The organism is Cytophagales bacterium, assembly GCA_033344775.1.
Taxonomy (GTDB): domain Bacteria; phylum Bacteroidota; class Bacteroidia; order Cytophagales; family Cyclobacteriaceae; genus JAWPMT01.
Genome location: JAWPMT010000005.1, coordinates 780,756 through 800,446, shown reverse-complemented (window position 1 = coordinate 800,446; position 19,691 = coordinate 780,756). Strand labels below are relative to the sequence as shown.

17 protein-coding genes are annotated in these 19,691 nt (G+C 43.9%); 6 read left to right on the top strand and 11 right to left on the bottom strand.

All coding sequences use genetic code 11. From position 1 onward, the window contains the following. Nucleotides 1–17 precede the first annotated feature (17 nt). Nucleotides 18–911: a WD40 repeat domain-containing protein gene (locus R8G66_20965; protein MDW3194858.1), complete on the bottom strand. Its 894-nt coding sequence runs from the start codon at nt 909–911 to the stop codon at nt 18–20. Between the two features lie 52 nt (nt 912–963). Between R8G66_20965 and R8G66_20960 the strand changes: the two genes are divergently transcribed. Beyond that, nucleotides 964–1,569: a 4'-phosphopantetheinyl transferase superfamily protein gene (locus R8G66_20960; protein MDW3194857.1), complete on the top strand. Its 606-nt coding sequence runs from the start codon at nt 964–966 to the stop codon at nt 1,567–1,569. A 262-nt stretch (nt 1,570–1,831) separates the two neighbouring features. Here the strand turns inward: R8G66_20960 and R8G66_20955 are convergent, their stop codons facing one another. The 4 genes from R8G66_20955 to R8G66_20940 are packed head-to-tail and all read right to left on the bottom strand — an operon-like array spanning nt 1,832 to nt 6,082. Beyond that, on the bottom strand, nt 1,832–2,677 hold the full coding sequence (locus R8G66_20955) for a transglutaminase-like domain-containing protein (protein MDW3194856.1): 846 nt from the start codon (nt 2,675–2,677) through the stop codon (nt 1,832–1,834). A gap of 28 nt (nt 2,678–2,705) precedes the next feature. Continuing rightward, a complete protein-coding gene (locus R8G66_20950) occupies nt 2,706–4,334 on the bottom strand; it encodes an acyl-CoA carboxylase subunit beta (GenBank protein ID MDW3194855.1) in 1,629 nt (542 codons plus the stop codon). Between the two features lie 34 nt (nt 4,335–4,368). Further along, nucleotides 4,369–5,292 (bottom strand): MlaD family protein, encoded by a 924-nt coding sequence (locus R8G66_20945; GenBank protein MDW3194854.1) that lies wholly within the window; start codon nt 5,290–5,292, stop codon nt 4,369–4,371. 7 nt (nt 5,293–5,299) lie between these two features. Then, nucleotides 5,300–6,082 carry an N-acetylmuramoyl-L-alanine amidase gene (locus R8G66_20940; protein ID MDW3194853.1) on the bottom strand — a complete coding sequence of 261 codons (783 nt, stop codon included), beginning with the start codon at nt 6,080–6,082 and terminating at the stop codon, nt 5,300–5,302. Nucleotides 6,083–6,168: 86 nt separating this feature from the next. Here R8G66_20940 and R8G66_20935 point away from each other — a divergent pair, with 86 nt between their 5' ends. Next, on the top strand, nt 6,169–8,997 hold the full coding sequence (locus tag R8G66_20935) for a putative LPS assembly protein LptD (GenBank protein ID MDW3194852.1): 2,829 nt from the start codon (nt 6,169–6,171) through the stop codon (nt 8,995–8,997). A gap of 133 nt (nt 8,998–9,130) precedes the next feature. Here the strand turns inward: R8G66_20935 and R8G66_20930 are convergent, their stop codons facing one another. Further along, complete coding sequence (locus R8G66_20930; protein ID MDW3194851.1) at nt 9,131–9,955, bottom strand: alpha/beta hydrolase-fold protein; 825 nt, start codon at nt 9,953–9,955, stop codon at nt 9,131–9,133. A gap of 332 nt (nt 9,956–10,287) precedes the next feature. Between R8G66_20930 and R8G66_20925 the strand changes: the two genes are divergently transcribed. Then, complete coding sequence (locus R8G66_20925; GenBank protein ID MDW3194850.1) at nt 10,288–11,238, top strand: DM13 domain-containing protein; 951 nt, start codon at nt 10,288–10,290, stop codon at nt 11,236–11,238. Nucleotides 11,239–11,248: 10 nt separating this feature from the next. Next, a complete protein-coding gene (locus R8G66_20920; GenBank protein ID MDW3194849.1) occupies nt 11,249–12,094 on the top strand; it encodes a transporter in 846 nt (281 codons plus the stop codon). Between the two features lie 194 nt (nt 12,095–12,288). Here the strand turns inward: R8G66_20920 and R8G66_20915 are convergent, their stop codons facing one another. Then, nucleotides 12,289–13,278, bottom strand: coding sequence for a TonB family protein (locus R8G66_20915; protein MDW3194848.1), 990 nt, complete (start codon nt 13,276–13,278; stop codon nt 12,289–12,291). Nucleotides 13,279–13,371: 93 nt separating this feature from the next. Between R8G66_20915 and R8G66_20910 the strand changes: the two genes are divergently transcribed. Further along, entirely contained in the window at nt 13,372–13,752 is a 381-nt protein-coding gene (locus tag R8G66_20910; protein ID MDW3194847.1) for a VOC family protein, read from the top strand. A 111-nt stretch (nt 13,753–13,863) separates the two neighbouring features. Here the strand turns inward: R8G66_20910 and R8G66_20905 are convergent, their stop codons facing one another. Then, complete coding sequence (locus tag R8G66_20905) at nt 13,864–15,129, bottom strand: sterol desaturase family protein (protein ID MDW3194846.1); 1,266 nt, start codon at nt 15,127–15,129, stop codon at nt 13,864–13,866. Between the two features lie 314 nt (nt 15,130–15,443). Between R8G66_20905 and R8G66_20900 the strand changes: the two genes are divergently transcribed. Then, nucleotides 15,444–16,100 carry a DUF4136 domain-containing protein gene (locus R8G66_20900; protein MDW3194845.1) on the top strand — a complete coding sequence of 219 codons (657 nt, stop codon included), beginning with the start codon at nt 15,444–15,446 and terminating at the stop codon, nt 16,098–16,100. Between the two features lie 241 nt (nt 16,101–16,341). On the opposite strand, the gene lysS is transcribed toward R8G66_20900, so the two are convergent. The 3 genes from lysS to R8G66_20885 all read right to left on the bottom strand — a co-directional run bounded on the left by lysS (nt 16,342) and on the right by R8G66_20885 (nt 19,663). After that, a complete protein-coding gene (gene lysS / locus R8G66_20895; protein ID MDW3194844.1) occupies nt 16,342–18,072 on the bottom strand; it encodes a lysine--tRNA ligase in 1,731 nt (576 codons plus the stop codon). Nucleotides 18,073–18,247: 175 nt separating this feature from the next. Continuing rightward, the gene (locus tag R8G66_20890; GenBank protein ID MDW3194843.1) at nt 18,248–18,433 is read right to left on the bottom strand and encodes a hypothetical protein; all 186 of its coding nucleotides are present in this window, start codon (nt 18,431–18,433) and stop codon (nt 18,248–18,250) included. A gap of 45 nt (nt 18,434–18,478) precedes the next feature. Next, nucleotides 18,479–19,663, bottom strand: coding sequence for a proline dehydrogenase family protein (locus tag R8G66_20885; GenBank protein ID MDW3194842.1), 1,185 nt, complete (start codon nt 19,661–19,663; stop codon nt 18,479–18,481). Between the last annotated feature and the right edge of the window lie 28 nt (nt 19,664–19,691).

The following is a 19,691-nucleotide window of genomic DNA, read 5'->3' as shown; positions in this document are numbered from 1 at the left end:
CACCTTTTCATTTCATATCAAAAACCTAATTTCCAGATAGATACACTTCTATCGTCGCTGCATGATGCCACGAGCGAATCTGAGAGCCATTTTACTTTGTTCACGGAAGTGGCATGTCCCGCATGCCGTGCCTTATCGATTACTTTTAGTAGCCTGAAACTGCTGGCATCCCAGACCTTGACCGACTTGTCCATGCTACAAGTTACGAAATATTGGCCATTGGGGCTGAAATCTATGCCGTTGATTGCGTACATATGTGCAACAACGGATTCATGCAGGGTATAATTATCCGTATGCCAGATTTTTAAATGGGCATCTCTGCTACCGCTTACTAAGAATTTTTGATCCGGACTTGTTACGACCGCAAATACGGAGTTGCCATGTGCATCAATTTCCCAATTCTTTTTGAATGTAGTTGCATCGAGGACTTTGATACTATGGTCACTGAACCCAATAGCCACTTCATTTCTGTGTGGAATGAAGGTTAGACTTCTCGCACTTTTGTTCGACAACTGCTTACGGTAAAGAATGGCCATTTCAGGGTTCACCACGATCACTTCGCCATTGCCAGCCCCGATCCAGTAATTGCCATGAATGACCTGAATGTCGAAATAGGCCGATTGACCCAGTTTTACCGATTTGGTTTCCTTATTTTCGATGAGGTCAATGATATGGAGGCCTTCATTGTTCTCCACGACCAATAACTGGTCTTCATGCCGGTTCATGGCATAGATAGAAGCATTGACCTTGGCGATAACTTTTCCATTTTCGGCATCATCGAGGTTCCAGCGAACGACCATGCCATCTGCTCCCGCAGAGATCAATTCATGGCTATTGATAGGGGCGAGGGTGTATAAACAGTCCTTATGCCCCGTGAGCAAGTGCTTTTTTTGTACAGATACTTTATTCATCCTTAAGAGATGGTTCAAAATTATTACAATTGCTTTTTAATCCTTTTTGTTCATGCCTTTACTGCTGTCCAAGAAATTAGATGACCATGAAGCGGCTTATGCCGTTTGGAAAATCTCCGAAACAAACGGGCAATTGCAGCAGATGATTAAAGAACAACCTCCCGAAGATTATCACCCGACCAAGCAGGCGGAATGGATGGCAACCCGCATGTTGATTGAAAACCTGTGTCAGAAATTCGATTTGCAGTATCAGGGCATTGTCAAAGATGAGTACGGAAAACCATTCTTGAAAGGCCATTCCGCACAGATTTCCATTTCGCATTCCTTTCCAATCGCCTCTGCAATGATCCACATGAACTCACCTTGCGGGATAGACGTAGAATGGCCCCGTGCCACCATGCAACGCGTTCAACATAAATTCCTAAATGAAGAAGAGTATCAATATCGCGATGATCAGAAAGCATTGTGTATTATTTGGGCAGCCAAAGAGGCCATCTACAAACGCTACGGAAAGAAGCAACTCTCCTTCAAAGACAACATGAAAGTAGAGATCACCGAAAAGGGCCTAAGAAGCTGGATACTCCAAAACGGAGAAAGAACCGAAATTCCCATCATCCATGAACAAGTGAAGCAGTATTTGCTGGTGTATACTTTTTAGGTATTACAAATGCTGCCAAGCATGATTGGAGCAATAATGATTCCTCTGCTTGATTGCAATTGCATTGCGATCTCATCTTATTCGGCATTTTAAATGCCATAAACCTTAAAATGAAGAAAAAGACATTATTGACTCACCAGTGTCATTTTGAGTCCTGTATTTGAGCGAAGTTCTGACCAAATAACGTAATTACCCAACAACCCTCGAATCGAAGAGTCCAGTAACCTGAGCCTGCCTTGTCGGCAGACAGGCCTTTCAAAGGTTAGTCTACATATCTCTGCCCCAACGCCTTCAACAACATCTTCACCTCATCTGTTTTTTGGTATTCGCCTAGTTTTTCAAAAGAAATGATCAGGTTTCGCAGGAATCGTACCGCAATGTCCATGTGCGAGCAAGGCTCGAAATGCGTGTCGTTTGGTTCTAGTTGCAAGTGCTCAATATAATTCTCAATGTCTTCTTTCGAGAAGATCAGGCCCTTGTTGAACACATTGATGTAGAATTGAAGTTGCTCTGACTTATAGGTGAGTATGAACAAATTCGGGACATTGACCCCATATATGGGCAGGTTAAGCTTCTTGGCAATCAACAGGTAAATCGCACTTAGAGAAATCGGATTGCCTCGCTTAGATTCCAGTACAGCACTGATCATGGAATTGGCCGGCGAATGAAAATTCTTGGTATTTGCCCGAAACTTCAGTCGATCAAAAATCACACTATTGATGATCCGGATCTGATCAAAAGGTGTAAGGTCGTCTTTGAGTTCCCGCCACGTTTCGATGTAGTGTTGTTCAATTTGATTGGCCAGATCATTGTATTCCAGATCAGGATATTGGTAAGTGCAGATCAACCAAAGGACTTCCAAAAGATCTTCCTGATCACCAGCTTCCCAGGCCGACAAACGTTCCTGAACCAATTCAAATTGAAGGCCATGGATCAGATCTTCAATCCTGCGTTGCAGTGTAGGATTGAAATTGATTTCCCATTCATTTTCCAGAAAAGGAATGATACCCGTCCCCTGAGACCGGATTTTATCCTCGACATGTGTCACCACTTCCATGTCGTCATCGTCGAGGAGCACCACTAATGCTTTTAATTCAGCGTCTGTCATTTATCTTGAGATAAGTGCAAATTAGACACTAGGTCTGTATGACTCCAACATTCATTGGTTTTTCCATAGGCGCAAGATTGGCAGCCTTTATACCTTCTGATATTGCGTTACGCGTTGTAAGCGGATCAATAATGCCGTCAACCCAAAGACGTGAAGCCGCGTAATACGGACTCAACTGCTCATTGTACGAAGCTTTGATTTCGTCCAGCAGTTTCGTTTTTTCTTCGTCACTGATCTTCTGTCCACTGGCTTCCAGTCCTGCAACTTTGATTTGCAAGAGGGTATTTGCCGCAGAATTTCCACTCATCACAGCGATTTCAGCGGTAGGCCAGGCAAAGATCAGTCGAGGATCATATGCTTTACCACACATGGCATAATTTCCTGCACCGTAGGAGCTACCTACGATGATGCTAAACTTCGGAACCACGGAATTAGAAACGGCATTGACCATTTTCGCGCCATCTTTGATGATGCCCCCATGTTCAGAGCGACTTCCCACCATAAATCCATTAACATCATGTAAAAAGATCAAGGGGATTTTCCGCTGATTGCAATTCATGATGAATCGTGCGGCCTTATCCGCAGAATCACTGTAAATCACTCCTCCCATCTGCATTTCACCCTTCTTTGTCTTCATCACCTGACGCTGATTGGCAACAATGCCTACCGCCCAACCATCAATCCGAGCATGTCCGCAAAGAATGGTCTTTCCATAGTCTTTCTTGTATTGATCGAACTCCGAATTATCCACCAGTCGTTCAATGATCTCGACCATGTCGTAAGGTTTCGTTCGGTCAGTGGGGAACAAGCCGTAAAGTTCGTTAGGGTCTTTTTTGGGTTCTGTAGATTCCACGCGATCAAAACCAGCACTTTCCGGTTGGCCGATTTTATCAAACATCCTTTTGATTGCATCCAGGCAATCCTGATCCGAATCAAATTTATTGTCCGTTACACCAGAGATTTCACAATGAGTAGTAGCACCACCCAGTGTTTCATTATCAATGGATTCACCAATGGCCGCCTTTACCAGGTAACTCCCCGCCAGGAAGATGGATCCGGTTTTATCAACGATTAAAGCTTCATCTGACATGATAGGCAAGTACGCACCACCTGCTACACAACTACCCATAATCGCCGCAATCTGAATGATGCCCATGGAGGACATTTTCGCGTTGTTGCGAAACTGACGACCAAAGTGCTCCTTATCCGGGAAGATCTCGTCTTGCATAGGTAGAAATACACCAGCGCTATCCACCAGATAGATCACCGGAAGCTTGTTTTCCATCGCAATTTCCTGGGCACGAAGGTTCTTTTTGGCAGTCATGGGAAACCATGCACCTGCTTTTACGGTGGCGTCGTTGGCAACAATCATGCATTGTCTACCAGCTACATAGCCGATACCGGTTACTACCCCTGCAGAGGGGCATCCACCTTGTTCGGCATACATGCCATCGGCCGCCAGTGCACCGATTTCGAGGAAAGAGGTGTTGTCATCGGTGAGGTAATCGATGCGTTCTCTTGCCGTTAATTTGTTTTTCTTGTGTTGCGAAGCGATTTTTTTTTCGCCACCTCCGAGGTGTACTTGCTTCAGCTTATGGTTCAGACGAGACAACAATTGTTTGTTCTCATCTTCATTTCGGTTAAAGTTGATATCCATTGATCCAATAAAAGGGGTGAAGGCTCAATAAGTTCTATTTGCCTCTAAGTTTTTCGTGCTTTCGTCCCAGAGGTTTCAAAAAATCTTTTGGGTAGTTATCAAAGTGGATGATCAGTGAATCCAGGTCTTTGATGGTTTTGTGGATGTCTTGATAGAGGCTGTCACTACTCATCAATTTGCCGAGCGATCCTTCTCCTTTGTTCAATTTCTCCATCGTTTCCGCAAGTGTGCTCGTAAGGGTATTCACATCATCGAGAATCTTCCCAACTTTTTCAGGATCAATGCCCTCCATGACCTCACCAGTCTTACTTAGTATCGGCTTGAGTTCTTCCACTCGAGCATCCAGGCCTTTGATCAATTCATTGGTATTGGACATGATACCTGAAATTTCATTTTTGTTGGCTTCCAGCAGTTCTTTCACCGCGAGAAGGGTAGTATCCATGGTTCCAACGGCTCCTTTTACCTGATCTCCAATTCCTTCGAATTCTTCAAGAAGAGCATTCAGTCGATTGATGGTAATGTTAAGGTTTTGAGCCACAGGTTGGGCAGTTTCTAAAATTTCTTCCAGCCCTTTATCGATTTGAGATTGTAAGGTATCCCCTACAGTCAAAGCCTGACCTGAGGTGACCGTTCGCAATACAATGGATGTAGAACCCAAAAGATCGCTGGTCAGCTCTGCGATCGTACTTTCATAAAGGGTTACCTCATCTTGCACGTCAAACTGTACCAGAACAGCATTGCCCTGTTTGGGTAAAAGTTTCACTGCCGTGACTTTTCCAACGGGAACACCATTGATACTTACCGGATTTGACAACTGCAGGGTGCCAATGTTCGGAAAGATCGTATAGTAGTAACTGCTTCGTGTAAGAATGTCACTACCTTTCAAAAAATTAAAACCATAATAGAGGATCACCCCGGAAAGTACGGTGATGATGCCTATTCGAAATTCCTTAGACACTTAGATGTCAGTTTGTTGATTCAACTTCCTTTTTATAATCGCGGATCGCGCGAAAAATACCAGATGCAATATAGCGTTGTTTCAGGTCATCATTCAGATCTGCTTCCTCTTTCGAGTTGGATAAGTAACCAGTTTCTACCAAGACACTAGGCATGGTGGTTTTGTACAAGACAATGAATCCCGCAGATTTTACTCCGCGACTTCTTCTTCCTGCCCGGGTACCCAGTTGTTTTTCGATACCTGTGGCCAATTTAAGACTGCTTTCTTGGAAAGCACTCTGCTGAAGTGTCAGGAAAATGTAGGATTCCGGAGAGTTCGGATCAAAACCATCGTAATTTTCCTCGTAATTTTCTTCTTGCAGGATCACTGCATTTTCCCGTTTCGCAATCTGGAAATTTTCTTCGGTTTTGTGCAATCCCATGACGTAGGTCTCGCTACCATAGATTTTCGGATTACTTATCCAATTGCAATGCACTGAAATAAATAGGTCGGCGCCTTCTCTGTTGGCAAAATCAGAACGTTGTTGTAGTGTGGGGAAACTGTCGTCATCTCTGGTGTAAAGTATCTCAACCTCAGGGAGTTCGTCCTGCATGATTCGACCAAGGTGCTTAGCGATGGAAAGGGCCAGATCTTTTTCCTTAGACATGGAGCCACTGGTTCCAGGGTCCTTTCCGCCGTGGCCAGGATCTATGACGATTTTGCTGATCGTATTCCTTGTTTTACCTGCTGGCGTAAAAGATGCCAATACAAGTATCAAAGAAAAGATAACCGGTATCGCAATATTTCTCACTCCTCTAATGTTGTAAAAGGTATAAAATGCGATAATTTTGACGCAAAATTGCAAAATTTCCCACAAAATTTAAAATTCCAGGCGGCTTGAGGCGAATTGTTCTTATCGGGTTTTTCATCTTCAGTACGCTTTTGTCCGTTGCTCAACAGGACAGTGTTCAACGTATTAACGCTGATTCACTCAATATTCGTACCGAAACAAGGACAAGTCAGGATTCTTTGGTCAATGCCCTCAACGAATTGAATAACATTCCGGCGGATATTCCTGTGGAATTTGATACGACCCGAGCCAAAGCAGCCAGACCACAACAAGAGGGTGACATAGAAACGACGATCAATTACAAAGCCACAGATTCAATTTTCTTTGATCTGGAACAACAAAACATCAGCATGTATGGCGATACGCACATTGACTATGGGGACATCAGTCTCGACGCGGACCGTACCAATGTGAACTGGTATGATCAAACCATTTCTTCACAATATTCAGAGGATTCGACAGGTCGAAAGGTAGGTAAACCCATTTTTACAGATCAAGAGGAGGTCTATGAAACGGAAAACATCCTGTACAATTTCAAAAACAAACGGGCGGTCATCAGGGGAGTGGTCACCGAGCAAGATGGTGCATTCATGCACGGGGAAGATGTAAAGAAAAACGAGGCCGATGAATTGTTCATTCGACGTGCACGATACACTACCTGTAACCTGGCAGACCCACATTTCTTCATTGAGGCCGATATTATCAAGGTAATTCCCAGCAAAAAGATCCTGGCGGGCCCCAGCGTTTTGAAATTCCGCTCAACAGAAGGGAAGTCTATTTTTACCCCACTCGCATTGCCTTTTGCGATGTTCCCACAACCGAAGAGTAAAGTTTCTGGGGTGATTTTTCCAAGCTATGGTGAAGAAAACCGTAGAGGGTTCTTTTTGAGACGAGGGGGCTACTATTGGGCAATGAGTGATTACGCTGACTTGCGAATTACAGGTGATATTTACTCGAAAGGTGGCGCGGGATTTGAGATCAGTTCTAACTACAAAAAGCGCTACGCATTCAGTGGCTCCTTCTCGTATTCATTCAACAGAACAATCACGGATGATGTAGAGGGCGGAGCGATCAGTAATGATACCTGGGTGCGATGGAGTCACCGACCTGAGACACGCGGTAATTCTAGTTTCAGTGCCTCTGTGTCATTAGGTAGTTCTTCTTTTAGCCAGAATCAAAACCTGGTAAATCAGGATTTTGAACGCAGTATCAATGCCCGGTTTACGTCCAATTTGAGTTATCAGCAGCGTTTCCGATGGTCCAGTTTGTCGTTGAATGCCCGCCAAAATCAGAATATTTCTACAGGTATCATGAATGTGACTGCTCCGGAAGTCACCTTCAATGTCAATCGTGTCAATCCATTCAAGAAGATCGTACGGAACTCCAAGTCCCCATTGTCAAAGCTCAACTTTAGTCACAATTTCGTGGCCAGAAGTGAATTCAGTAATGCCCCTGTGACTAATGCTGGACTGAACATCGTCAATACCTCTACAACTAATTCTGACACCCTTGACTTTTTCAATGACATAGATCGTGTATTTTCTCGTGGTAGATACGGTGGTCGACATACCATCCCCGTTTCAACTTCCTTCAGCTTCTTGAAATACTTCACAGTAACACCATCCTTCAACTATCAGGAATTGTGGTACACCCAGGAACTCAACTGGTCATACAATGACGAGCTACAAGGATTGGAAGTGGATACGGTCAGGAAATTTAGTCGGGCCAGTTCCTGGCGATCCAGCATGTCCATGAATACGATTCTTTATGGTACTTATTTCGTGAAAGGCAAAAGGATTGAGGCCATTCGACATGTGATTACACCCAGTATTTCCTTGTCCTATAATCCCGACTTTGGGGATCCATCCAGAGGAATTTTTCAGGATGTTCAAATCGATGAAACAGGGCGAACCCGTCGATTAAGCAAGTATCAAGGTTTTATTTATGGCTCACCACCGGGAGGAGAAAGTCAAAGCCTCGGCTTCCGTTTACAAAACAACCTTGAGATGAAGGTGCGCAATTTGAAGGATACTACCGGGAATGAATTCAAGAAGATAAAAATCTTTGATAACCTTTCATTCGGAACGGGGTACAATTTTGCAGCGGACTCTTTCCAATTGTCGAACATCACTTTTCAGGCACGGACCAGTTTCCTGAAACGAGCCATTGGCGTCAACTTTTCAGGAACCATCGATCCTTACGTCTATAATTTGATCAGTGAGTCTTTTAGCGCGAGTGGTACCCGCACAGTAGTTCAGGAGCGTATCAATCGATTTGCCTGGGACAATGGAGAAGGATTAGGGCAGCTGACGAGATTGTCAACTAACATCACATTGACCTTAAGTCCACAAACCTTCAAAAGAGATGGTGGCGGAAATGCCAATAATAATAGCACTGGAAATCCTAATGAACGGAATCAACCACAGAACCGTGATTTGAATAATACGAGTTTCTTTGATGATCCCAGCATTGCCAATGACCTGGCGAGTCCGGACCAGCTTCAACCGATCTTGAATAATCCCGACCAATACGTGGATTTCAACCTGCCCTGGCGACTCAATGCCAATTATGCTATCTCTCGGACCAAGACCGGCTTTCAGGATTCGAGGATAAATCAGACCTTGTCCTTTGGAGGATCTGTGGCGCTCACACCAAAGACCCAGGTTTCTTTCAATTCAGGATATGACCTTCAGGGAAAGGAGTTTACCACTACACGGATCAATGTAGCTCGAGACCTGCACTGCTGGACTTTGGCATTCAATGTAGTTCCCTTTGGTAGGTTCCAATCCTTCAATCTGACCATACAACCACGGGCATCCCTGCTACAGGAATTGAAGATCGAACGACGCAGAAACTTCCTGGATTTCTTTAATTGATATTGCTTGATTGTATTTGGATTGAGATCTGATCTAATTCGGCATTTTTTTAATGCCATCCCAAGAAAATTCACCTAATCATTTCAGGATCAGTGAAGAAATACATTCTTCCTCAGGGATCGCTATTGATCCATCATTTCCCCAAAAGGAACTTCAAAGGGATCTCCAGCCGGCTATTCCATGCCCTTTCCGAATGATCCTGTCCTTCAAATTTTTGAGTGGTCCAATTGGTGGCATTAAATCCTGCTTGGATCAATACCGAATCCGCTTGTTGCTGAAAGGGCTCGTAAAGGGCATCTAAGGTTTCGGTACCGTAATCGAAATACAATTTGTGATTGGTAGGGTCAGGTAGGTTTTCGGCCATGTAATTGAAAATGGCCATGGGGATTGGATTGTTTTGGTCTGTATAGGTGCCGGTCCAATGAGTGGATAAACAAGCGGCAGCTCCAAAAATCTCAGAATACTCACTGATGGCGTACATACTGATGAGGCCACCCATACTAGAACCCATGATGAACGTGCCTTCTGGCCCGGATATGGTTGAATAATGGTTGTCAATATGCGGTTTTAATTCTTCAACTAAAAATTTCAGGTACAAGTCGGAAACAATTTCTATTTGAAATAGTGGTGTGTTTTCATTTCTTCCTAGCTGCAATAATGAGTCTTGTGTGGAAACTGGTAGGCTTTCAAAGGGTTTTTGAGGGAAGTACTCTGAGTGTCTTTTAGTGGTATTCCAAATACCTACGATAATGACAGACTCAATCTGGTTTGAAGTAAGTAGGGTAGTGATTGTTTCATCTACTCCCCATTCCTGGCCATTCCAGGTTGTGGTAGAATCGAACAGCATCTGGCCGTCATGCATGTAAAGCACCGGATACTTCGCTTTTTCATCATAGCCCGGTGGCAACCAAATATCAACATTTCTACTATCAATATTTACAGAAGAGAAATGGTCCATTCTGATGAGTTTGGCAGGCAGATTGGATGTGGTTGAGCTGCAACCAATTGCTATGAATACAAATAAAAGGATACCTGTATTTGATTGAAGATTCATAACCCTAAAGTAAGCATACTAAAGTTGAGTTAGACCCATCGGAGAAGGAGAGCGGGTCTAATTAAATGATTTGGTCGGAATCAAATCTTATGAAGTATTTATAATAGCTTCCAGTCTGATTTTAGTCCTGCCTCCGACACTTCCTAATTCTACTCTCTTCACAAACAAACTATCTGCTAACATCGCCGGTAAAGGAAGACGTATAGATAATGGACTGGATTAAAACTTCCCATGTTATGAAAATAAGATCCCTTGTAGCTGTAATGGCCATTTGGTTGTCGAGTTGTATCGGCACTGATTTGGTAGAAGATCGCCTGAGTGCGATGACACTTTCCGCCGCAGGCGAGGAAGAAACCATCAATGGCAGCATTGCTCGTTTAGTTGGTGAAACGGTAACACTGGAAGCCTGGGGGATGTCCGATCTTGGTGGATCCTTTCAGGTGATTGAAGTGACCTGGTCCAGTTCTGCACCTGCTGTGGCTTCCGTAGAAGAAGACGGTACTGTTACCGCCTTATCAGGTGGAACAGCCATGATCACTGCCGCTGCACAAGGCATAGAAAGCGAACCTGTTGTTATCTCTGTTGCGGCTGATTTGACGACTGTGGCTTTGGTGCAAATCGTTACTGAAAATAATACTTCAGTAATCAATCCAGGAGAAACGTTACAATTATCAGGGACTACTCTGAATGCAGCCGGCGGAGAGATTGAAGGAAATACCATTGCCTGGAGTAGCAGCAATGAAGACGTAGCAACCGTGGATGAGAATGGATTGGTAACAGGTATCGCGGATGGCTCTGTGCGAATTTCAGCCAGTGCTTCAGGCGTTACTGGCTTTGTAGATCTTTTTATAGGAGATGCTTCGTCCCTGTCACGAACTGGTCAATGGGAAGGCCTCAACGGCTATCGGGCCAGCGGTGATGTGACTTTGATGTTAAATGATGAAGGTAATGTGATCATGGTACTCGGAGATAACTTTTCTGCCCAGGATGGCCCTGGCTTGTATTTCTACCTTTCCAATAGCCGCAACAGTGTATCAGGAGGGATTGAACTCGGAGCAGTACGGTCAATAACGGGTGGTGATACCTATGAAGTGCCAGAAGGAGTTGGTCTCAATACGTTCAATAACGTGGTATTGTATTGTAAACCGTTTGGGGTCGGATTTGGAACTGCACAACTGGATAATTAAGATGAAAAACATGAAAAGTATAGGGATCAGTGTATTCCTGTTATTCCTTGCCATCGCTAGCTATGCTCAGGGAGCGTGGCCCAAAGCACAGAACGAAGGTTTCTTCAAGTTAAGTCAGTCAGTGATTGTTTCTGATGCCTTTTATTCACCTGAGGGAAGTATTCAGGACATTAAAACGGCAGGAGTGTACATCTCCAGTATTTATGCCGAATATGGCCTCACGGATAAATTGACAGCTGTTGCTTTTGTGCCATTCTTTTTTCGCAATACCATCAATCGTCAAGAGTTTGAGGTTTCTACCAATGTAGAGGAAGGGGACGAATCCAATAGCTTCGGTGACTTCAATGTTGGTTTGCAATATGGCTTATTACAAAAAGGACCCTTCGTGCTTTCAACGAGCCTTTTATTGGGAGTGCCTTCTGGTGAGACAGCCGGTGGCGAGTCCATGATCCTACAATCTGGTGACGGAGAATTTAATCAATTGTTAAGACTACATGCAGGCTATTCCTTTTATCCAAAGCCATTTTATGCAGCTGCCTATGTAGGAGTAAATAATCGAACCAAAGATTTCTCTGACGAATTCCATTTTGGATTGGAAGCAGGAGCAGCTTTCCCAAGTGGGTTTTTCGCCGCTTTGAAATTATCAGTGGTTGAATCCTTCATGAATGGTGAAGCCATTGCCAGTCAAACCGGAATCTTTTCCAATAACACGGAGTTCATTTCCTTCGGTCCTGAGTTGGCCTACTCATTTGGTAACAACTGGTCAGTTTCAGGAAGCGCCTTGGGTGCTTTCAGTGGGCAAAATATCCTGGCAAGTCCTATGTTTTCGCTGGGAATCGTCTACGAGTTGAAATAACATGAATACCCATCCCACGGAAATAGTATATCGATTCAAAAGGACACAATAGTTCTCCTCTCTGGACGGTCCACCGAAGTGGGAGTAAGAGGTGGGTTGATCAAAATCAAGTCCTTTTGAAGCGGAGAAAGTAAAAATGGTTCTTGAACTTGTCTTGCTTATAGGGATAGTCCTCAGAGAGCATTAAGTCGCTTTTAACCATTATTCGTAAAAAGAATGGGCATCACCATCCTTAACTTCACTTTTCTACCCCGGTAATACGCCGGGGTAAAATGATCCGCTTTATCGACGGCTTTCAAAGCCTGAGCGTCACAGTCTTCCTGTAGGCTTTTTGCGATTTTCAAGTCGGTGGTGCTTCCCTCTTCATCTACCGTAAACATCACGTAAACATTTCCAGTGATGCCAACCCTCCGCGCGCTTTTTGGATAGCGAACATGCCTTCCCACGAATATATAAAAGGACTGAATGCCTTCTCGAAACTTGGGTAGCACATGTAGCTCTTTATATCGTTCAGTTTGCTTTTTGCTATCCGTTGAAATACCGTATTCAAGCTGGCCATTTCTGTAGAATTCTTCGTACTCGAAAGTTTCTCCTTCTACTTCGAAGTAGCCAGTCCATCGTCCATTTTTATAACCGAGCGTAACACGACCGTTACCCTTAGAATCATCAGTCCTTTCAAAGTACCGGCCCGCACCATTCTCCACTAACTGCTTTCCATTTCGGTCGAAAAAAGAGATGACCCTGTATTCATGATCATAAGGATTCTTTTGTTCTTCCATATTTTCGTATTGGTATTTGCCCTTCTGCTTTCCATTGGAATACCATTCTGAAAATTCACCCACAGGGATTCCGTTTTTGTAGGAACCCTCTAGCTTTTTACGGCCATTTGCATGATAAGTGGTGCATACTCCGTTTCTCCAATACTTAACAGGATAATCGACCAGGCGATTGCCTTGTAGGGTGTCTGGAAAAATACTCCCTGATTGATACAACTTGAGGTCTTGCAAGCCATGATCTTTAAAACTGAGCTGCTTGAATCTATTCCAAAACACAATACGTGTGTATTTTGCCTGGGTAGAATCTGCACCTCTACCTTTCTCATCAATCAGAAAGGATTTTACCAATTGTCCTGAAATCTGGAACTGGATGAGGAATACTAAGAGGAAAAACGCTGGCCCTTTCATGGTTTTTTAGTAGTTCAGTGTTGTTTAAATCAGAACATACTACTGTTGAACTATGTTCAATGCTAACTTTATGAAATCAACGTCGCTTTTATTATGAATCCACTTTTGTCTCATGCCGCAACCATTCTGCCTGTTTCAGATGTAGCTGCCTCCATCGATTTTTACGTGAATAAGCTTGGATTCGATTTAACCTTTACCTGGCAGGAACCTCCCGCATATGCGGTGGTGAAAAATGGAGAAATAGGAATACATCTTTCGTTGAAGTCAGACAATTATCAGGTCAGTCAGGAGCATGTTCACATCGCCATGTTTGCCCATGACGTAGATGCGGTTTACGAGCAGTGTAAAAAGAATGGAGTTAACATACACGCTGAGATTGGCGATCGTGATTATGGCATGAGAGATTTTGATATCACCGATCCAGATGGCCACATCATTGGGATCAGCCAGGAAATTGCTAAGGGAAAACCTTAATTGATACAAAGTCTAATATTTGGAGTATTTCCAATCCCCCCTTTACAAAGGGCGGCCTGCGTAAGGGGTGGCTGAAAGTTGGGTAGATTTTATCATTCGAAAAGTGTAGCGTCAAGCCATCACTTGACTCAATACTTCCGGTTTCTCTATCCTCGAAAAGTAGAAACATAGGGTCCATGAGGTGAGGAGGTAGGTAATCACAATGAGCTGAGCAAAAGGTAAGATAGAAGTCAATAAGAACCAGTCATTGAACCAGAATAGAGACAGCCCTAATATTACCCGGACAGATTCCACCAATAAAGCATACTGATGACGGTCCATGAGCATGGTGTAACTAAAGACTGAAACCACCAGAAATAGTCCAAACATCAAAGCACTTTGAAAAGGCAGTGCGGTAAGGGAATTGAACATATACATCATCGCCGTGGCAGCGACCACCCACTGCGTCCAGGACCATGCCTTCAAGGCAAAAGAGCTTGAGGGGTCATACTTTTCGTAAGCGTAAACGTCTTGTATTACTGCTAAAGGATAGTTTTTAGCGACATCTTCGGGACGCCATCCGGTAGGCATGAACCAGATGCGTGCCTTATCCCACCAGGATTGTGCACGCCACGCGTCCTTGATCAGCTGCCATAGGTGTTGAAAATTGATTAGAATAGGATTCCAGGTCCTAACAGGTCGTTTCACACCATAGATGGGAGGTACATCTTTCAATTCTTCCTGAAATGTGCCAAAAAGCTTGTCCCAGATAATGAAGATCTGTGAGAGGTTTTTATCTAAATATTGCTCATTGATGGCGTGATGCACCCGATGATGAGAAGGTGTTACAATGATTTTTTCCAGAAAGCCCATTCGATCGATAAGGCGGGTATGGTACCAATACTGCGCAAACAAGTGCAAGGGCTGAACCACTGCAATCACTTCAGGAGGTACGCCAAGTACTGCTGTTGGGAACAAGAAAAGAAACCCCATCGAGAACCACGCGGAGACTGTCTGTCTCAGAGCGCACCCGAGATTAAATTCTTCGCTACTATGGTGAATGATATGATGATTCCAAAAATAATTGACTTGATGATTTAAACGATGACTCCAATATCCGGCAAAATCAATTCCTATGAAGGCCAATACATAAGCATACCAGGTGGCCTCAATATCGAACAGACCTACTCGTGCTTCAACCCAACGATAAGACAAGATAACCACGGTCAGGCCCAGCACATCTTTGATGGAGTTGGTCATGCCAGAACTAAGACTGGAAAGGGTGTCCATGCTTCGAATGACCTTGGCATTTTTTCGATTAGCTGCCCATACCTCAATCAAAAGCAGGATCAGAAAAAAGGGGATTGCGTAATTAAGTACGGCCACATAAGCTTCCATCGTACGCTGAATTTTTGGGTTGACTTGTAAAAATAATGAATCAGCTACTGAGATAGAAGTAGGTCCATTTTAACCAAATGTTTGAGAAGCCTGTTTTATCTGAAATGGCGGAAAGCTTTGTCCAATTGTTAACATTTGGGTATTGAGTACGAGCTCCTTTGGTAATTTAGGTTCAAACCAAGTATATTGATTGCCCATTGAGCGTAGGGGCCAATAGTATATCGTTTGCTTTTGGATTTCAATAATAAAATGCAGAAAGGCTTAGTGCCTTTGGATATTCAGTTGTTACTAGAAAAAATAAACCATAATAACCTATGAAGAACGTCTTTTTACTGCTTTTGGCGGTATTGGTGCTGAGCGGGTGCGGAAACTATTACGGACATGTGATCGAGTCAGATTACAGTTTTGACGGAAATTTTGGGCGATATGACTCCTTCGATTTTATTGCCGATCGAAATTTTGAAGGTTCGGAGATTCACAAGGAACTAATAGAAAAATACCTTGATCAAACACTCACCAATTGGGGGTATGAGCAAAAAACAAAACGCCCCAGTCTGCTTATTTTCTATAAGCTGTACTACGATGATTTTCAAATGAAAGGATATCAGCAACCTAATTTTGAGAATTGGGTGAGCCAGAGATATTCTAACAATGTAGTGGCTTCTAACCTCGCGGCGGAGGAAGCAGCGAGTGATTCAACGATATCAAGTTTTGACCCCTATACAGAAGCGGGATCCTGGAATACGGACGATGCATCCTACGATCCTGTGCTATGCGATTTGAGGGAAGGTACTTTGCTGATCTCTTTCTATGATCGCAAATTGAAGAAAACCATTTGGCAAGGCTATGCATCCGGCATATTTGGCAACGACCGATTCGATAACAATCGATTTGTTCGCCACATTGTATTCAGGATCATGGACAAGTACCGCGTGTTGGCCGATAACCGGTCTAAGACAGCAAGCTCCTAAGCTCCTAGGACAGCCTAGAGCAAACAGCCGTAGGAAAAAACTAATAGGTCTATTCCGGGACATTTTTTAATGTCCCGGTTTTTTTATGCCTGGTTTGATGTGCTAGTGGATAGAATTTCCATTACCAATCAAGGGAAAAGAGCTTTCGGAAATAAAAACTAAATAAAAATCCCCCTTGAAAGGGGGTGCCTGAAAGACGGGGGATTTCTTTTGAGACTCAAACCTTATACAATACTGGGTATTAGGAATTAATCCACCCCTCAACCTCTTCCTTAGTAGGATTCTTCACTTCCTTCAGCTTCATCTTCTTGCGCATGCCACAAACATCATTGTGAAGCTTATTTGTGTTCGACTCCTTGATCGCATCGATGGTGTGATAGCCCAGTTTTTGAAGGATAGGAATGTAAACCTTATCGATGCCCTGTGCTTCGTAATCCGCTTCTGAAGCTACTTCGGGTTTCTTCTCCGGACGCATTTGTGGAAAGAAAAGCACATCCTGGATTGACGCAGAATCTGTCATGATCATAGTCAGCCTATCAATACCCAATCCTACTCCTGAAGTAGGAGGCATACCATATTCCAGTGCACGTAAGAAATCTTCATCCAGGACCATGGCTTCTTCGTCACCACGTTTTGCCAATTCCAACTGATCTTCGAAACGCTTACGCTGATCGATGGGGTCATTTAACTCTGTGTAGGCATTCATGATCTCTTTGCCATTACAGATTGCCTCAAAGCGTTCCACCAATCCTTCTTTCGAACGATGTTTTTTGGTCAAAGGCGACATCTCTTCTGGATAATCAGTGATGAAGGTCGGTTGGATCAAATTTCCTTCACACTTTTCACCGAAGATCTCGTCTATGATTTTGGCTTTGCCCATGGTATCATCCAGGGGTACATTCAAGGATTTCGCTGCTTCACGCAATTGATCCTCATCCATTTCAGAGATGTCGATACCCGTGAAATGCTCAATAGCCTCAAACATCGTGAATCGCTTCCATGGTCGTTTGAAATCAATGGTGTGTTCGCCCACTTTGACTTCAGTGCCACCATGCAAGTTGATGGCTATTTTTTCCACTACCTCTTCCATGAGATCCATCATCCAGAAGTAGTCTTTGTACGCCACGTAGAGCTCAACCTGTGTAAATTCCGGATTATGGAAGCGTGACATGCCTTCGTTACGAAAATCCTTTGCAAACTCGTAGACCCCTTCAAACCCACCGACAATCAGTCTTTTGAGGTAAAGCTCATTCGCAATTCGCATGTACAAATCCATGTCCAGCGTATTGTGATGTGTTTTGAAAGGTCGTGCAGATGCTCCACCGTGGATCGGTTGCAAAATGGGTGTTTCTACCTCCAGGTATCCTTTTTCATTAAAGAAGTTTCTGATGGTGTTGACCAGTGTCGTACGCTTTTGAAAAGTATCCTTGATATGAGGATTGACGATCAGGTCCAGATATCGCTGACGATAGCGCTGCTCAGGATCGGTAAAAGCATCCCAGGTTTTCTTTTCTCCGGATTCATCGGTGGCTTCCTTCACTACAGGTAGTGGTCTCAGGCTTTTGGTCAGCACTTTCATGGAAGTAACGTGGATCGAAATTTCACCTGTCTGAGTAGTGAACACGTATCCGGTCACCCCAATGATGTCTCCGATATCCAATTTCTTTTTGAAGACCGTATTGTAGAGGTCTTTGTTCTCATCCGGGCAGATGTCATCGCGCCGAAGATAGATCTGGACACGTCCGGTATGGTCCTGGATCTCGGCAAAAGAAGCAGACCCCATGATTCGCCTGCTCATGATCCTTCCAGCTATCGAAATGTCTTTATAGTCCGTCTTTCGCCGTTCATAGTTTTCGTGGATGTCTGCTGCGGTAACATTCACCTTGAATAGCTCTGGCGGATAGGGATCAACTCCCATTTGCATGAGTTCTTCTCGGGCTTGTCTACGTTGTAATTCTTGCTCAGTTAACATTTCTATGTAAGGCTATTGGACTTGACCAGTTCAGGTCATTTTCAAAATTCCGGCAAAATTAAAGGAACTCTTGCGGTTGCACCTCAAAGTTCAGCGGAACTTGACCCGGTGAAACTGGAATTGAAGGACAACTCCCTTACAATTACCATTTGTTTTCACGATGCATGTTTTAAAATTACCTTTTGTAGGGTTGTTTTTGTATGTCCCAGTTCAGGTCTTCAACGACTTCATTTTCTGCTTCATTCAATAAGGGACGCAATTCTCCTTCAGACGCGTGCAGAGGCTTAATGCCCATAGTTGCCTTATGACTGTCAGGATTATTTTTGTTTGAGTGAGGACGAGCAGGTTTTCGCTGTTTCATTACCGTAATTAAAGTCAAAAAACAGCTGTAGAATGGACTAGGTTATCACTTCTTCTCCGCTTTCCTGCGCTCCAATTCCTTTTTTACCAAAGTTATTTCCCGGCCACTTTGACCTGCAATACTGGTATTCTCTTCGGCACGTCTGAATAAGTAGGGGAGTACCTTTTCTACCGGACCATAAGGAACGTACTTGGCTACATTGAACGCTTTCTGTGATAAAGTGAATGAAATGTTGTCACTCATGCCCAGTAACTGCGCAAAATGCAGATGTTCGTGGTTTTTGTCCAGGTTACGATCTTCAATGATTTGCGCGAGCAACGCACTGGATGCTTCATTGTGCGTCCCGGCACAAAGCCCAAAACGTTCGATATTATTCAGGGCAAAAGCCACGCCAGCGTTATAATCTCGGTCTGTTGCCGCTTTGTTTTTTTGGATAGGGTCCACATAACCCATTTGATAGGCCCGCTCACGTTCTTTTTCCATGTAAGCTCCTCGGACAAGTTTGGCTCCGAAGTAACCTCCATTTTGGCTGACCTGATCAAAATGATCATGCATGTTGCTCAACGCCGCGTGCCGATACAGCTGATAAGTATTATAGACCGCTGCTTTCTCCATATTGAATTTTTGCATTAATCCCAATACGATCCTGTCAATCTCATCCTGGATCCATGATTCCTCCGCATCTACCATGAAACGAAGCCCGCAATCAACCGTGTGTTGCGCCAGTTGCAATACCCGTTCTTCAAAGCGATCATACCGTACTTGTTCCTCGTCGGTAAGGTCTTTACCTGCTTGTTTCTTCTCCATCAATTCGCTGGGGCCAAGTCCGGTAAGCTTAATCACTGCGAAAACGATATTCTTTTCAGTTTGACCGAACGTGGCCACACGCATGGCCTCTTCCAGCGTGGCGTCGTAGCTCTGCTCATCGCCCTTACCTTCTACAGAATAATCAAGGATAGTCTGAACGCCGAAACTGGCCAGTTGATCAATGGTATGTTGGCAGTCTTCGATGGATTCACCCCCACAGAATTGTTTGAAAAGTGTCTTTTTGATGATGCCTTTCACTGGAAGACGTAAGCTTAAGGCTTTTGCAGTAAAGAAAGTGCCAGCCTTGACCATCCACGGAAACTTCATGGTGCTGAAAAGAAAGTGTGATTGCTTCAGTTCCTGATCAGACCGGATAGCAAATGCAGTCGAGGTATCGTCAAAAGAAATGGGGGTATTTGACATAGGTTAAACGTTGATGTCGCAAATATAG

What these genes read in the sequence shown, in the direction of transcription:
- R8G66_20965 (MDW3194858.1), bottom strand. Translation starts at nt 911, where the DNA reads ATGAATAAAGTATCTGTACAAAAAAAGCACTTGCTCACGGGGCATAAG.
- R8G66_20960 (MDW3194857.1), top strand. Translation starts at nt 964, where the DNA reads ATGCCTTTACTGCTGTCCAAGAAATTAGATGACCATGAAGCGGCTTAT.
- R8G66_20955 (MDW3194856.1), bottom strand. Translation starts at nt 2,677, where the DNA reads ATGACAGACGCTGAATTAAAAGCATTAGTGGTGCTCCTCGACGATGAC.
- R8G66_20950 (MDW3194855.1), bottom strand. Translation starts at nt 4,334, where the DNA reads ATGGATATCAACTTTAACCGAAATGAAGATGAGAACAAACAATTGTTG.
- R8G66_20930 (MDW3194851.1), bottom strand. Translation starts at nt 9,955, where the DNA reads ATGGACCATTTCTCTTCTGTAAATATTGATAGTAGAAATGTTGATATT.
- R8G66_20925 (MDW3194850.1), top strand. Translation starts at nt 10,288, where the DNA reads ATGAAAATAAGATCCCTTGTAGCTGTAATGGCCATTTGGTTGTCGAGT.
- R8G66_20920 (MDW3194849.1), top strand. Translation starts at nt 11,249, where the DNA reads ATGAAAAGTATAGGGATCAGTGTATTCCTGTTATTCCTTGCCATCGCT.
- R8G66_20915 (MDW3194848.1), bottom strand. Translation starts at nt 13,278, where the DNA reads ATGAAAGGGCCAGCGTTTTTCCTCTTAGTATTCCTCATCCAGTTCCAG.
- R8G66_20910 (MDW3194847.1), top strand. Translation starts at nt 13,372, where the DNA reads ATGAATCCACTTTTGTCTCATGCCGCAACCATTCTGCCTGTTTCAGAT.
- R8G66_20905 (MDW3194846.1), bottom strand. Translation starts at nt 15,129, where the DNA reads ATGGAAGCTTATGTGGCCGTACTTAATTACGCAATCCCCTTTTTTCTG.
- R8G66_20900 (MDW3194845.1), top strand. Translation starts at nt 15,444, where the DNA reads ATGAAGAACGTCTTTTTACTGCTTTTGGCGGTATTGGTGCTGAGCGGG.
- lysS (MDW3194844.1), bottom strand. Translation starts at nt 18,072, where the DNA reads ATGTTAACTGAGCAAGAATTACAACGTAGACAAGCCCGAGAAGAACTC.
- R8G66_20890 (MDW3194843.1), bottom strand. Translation starts at nt 18,433, where the DNA reads ATGAAACAGCGAAAACCTGCTCGTCCTCACTCAAACAAAAATAATCCT.
- R8G66_20885 (MDW3194842.1), bottom strand. Translation starts at nt 19,663, where the DNA reads ATGTCAAATACCCCCATTTCTTTTGACGATACCTCGACTGCATTTGCT.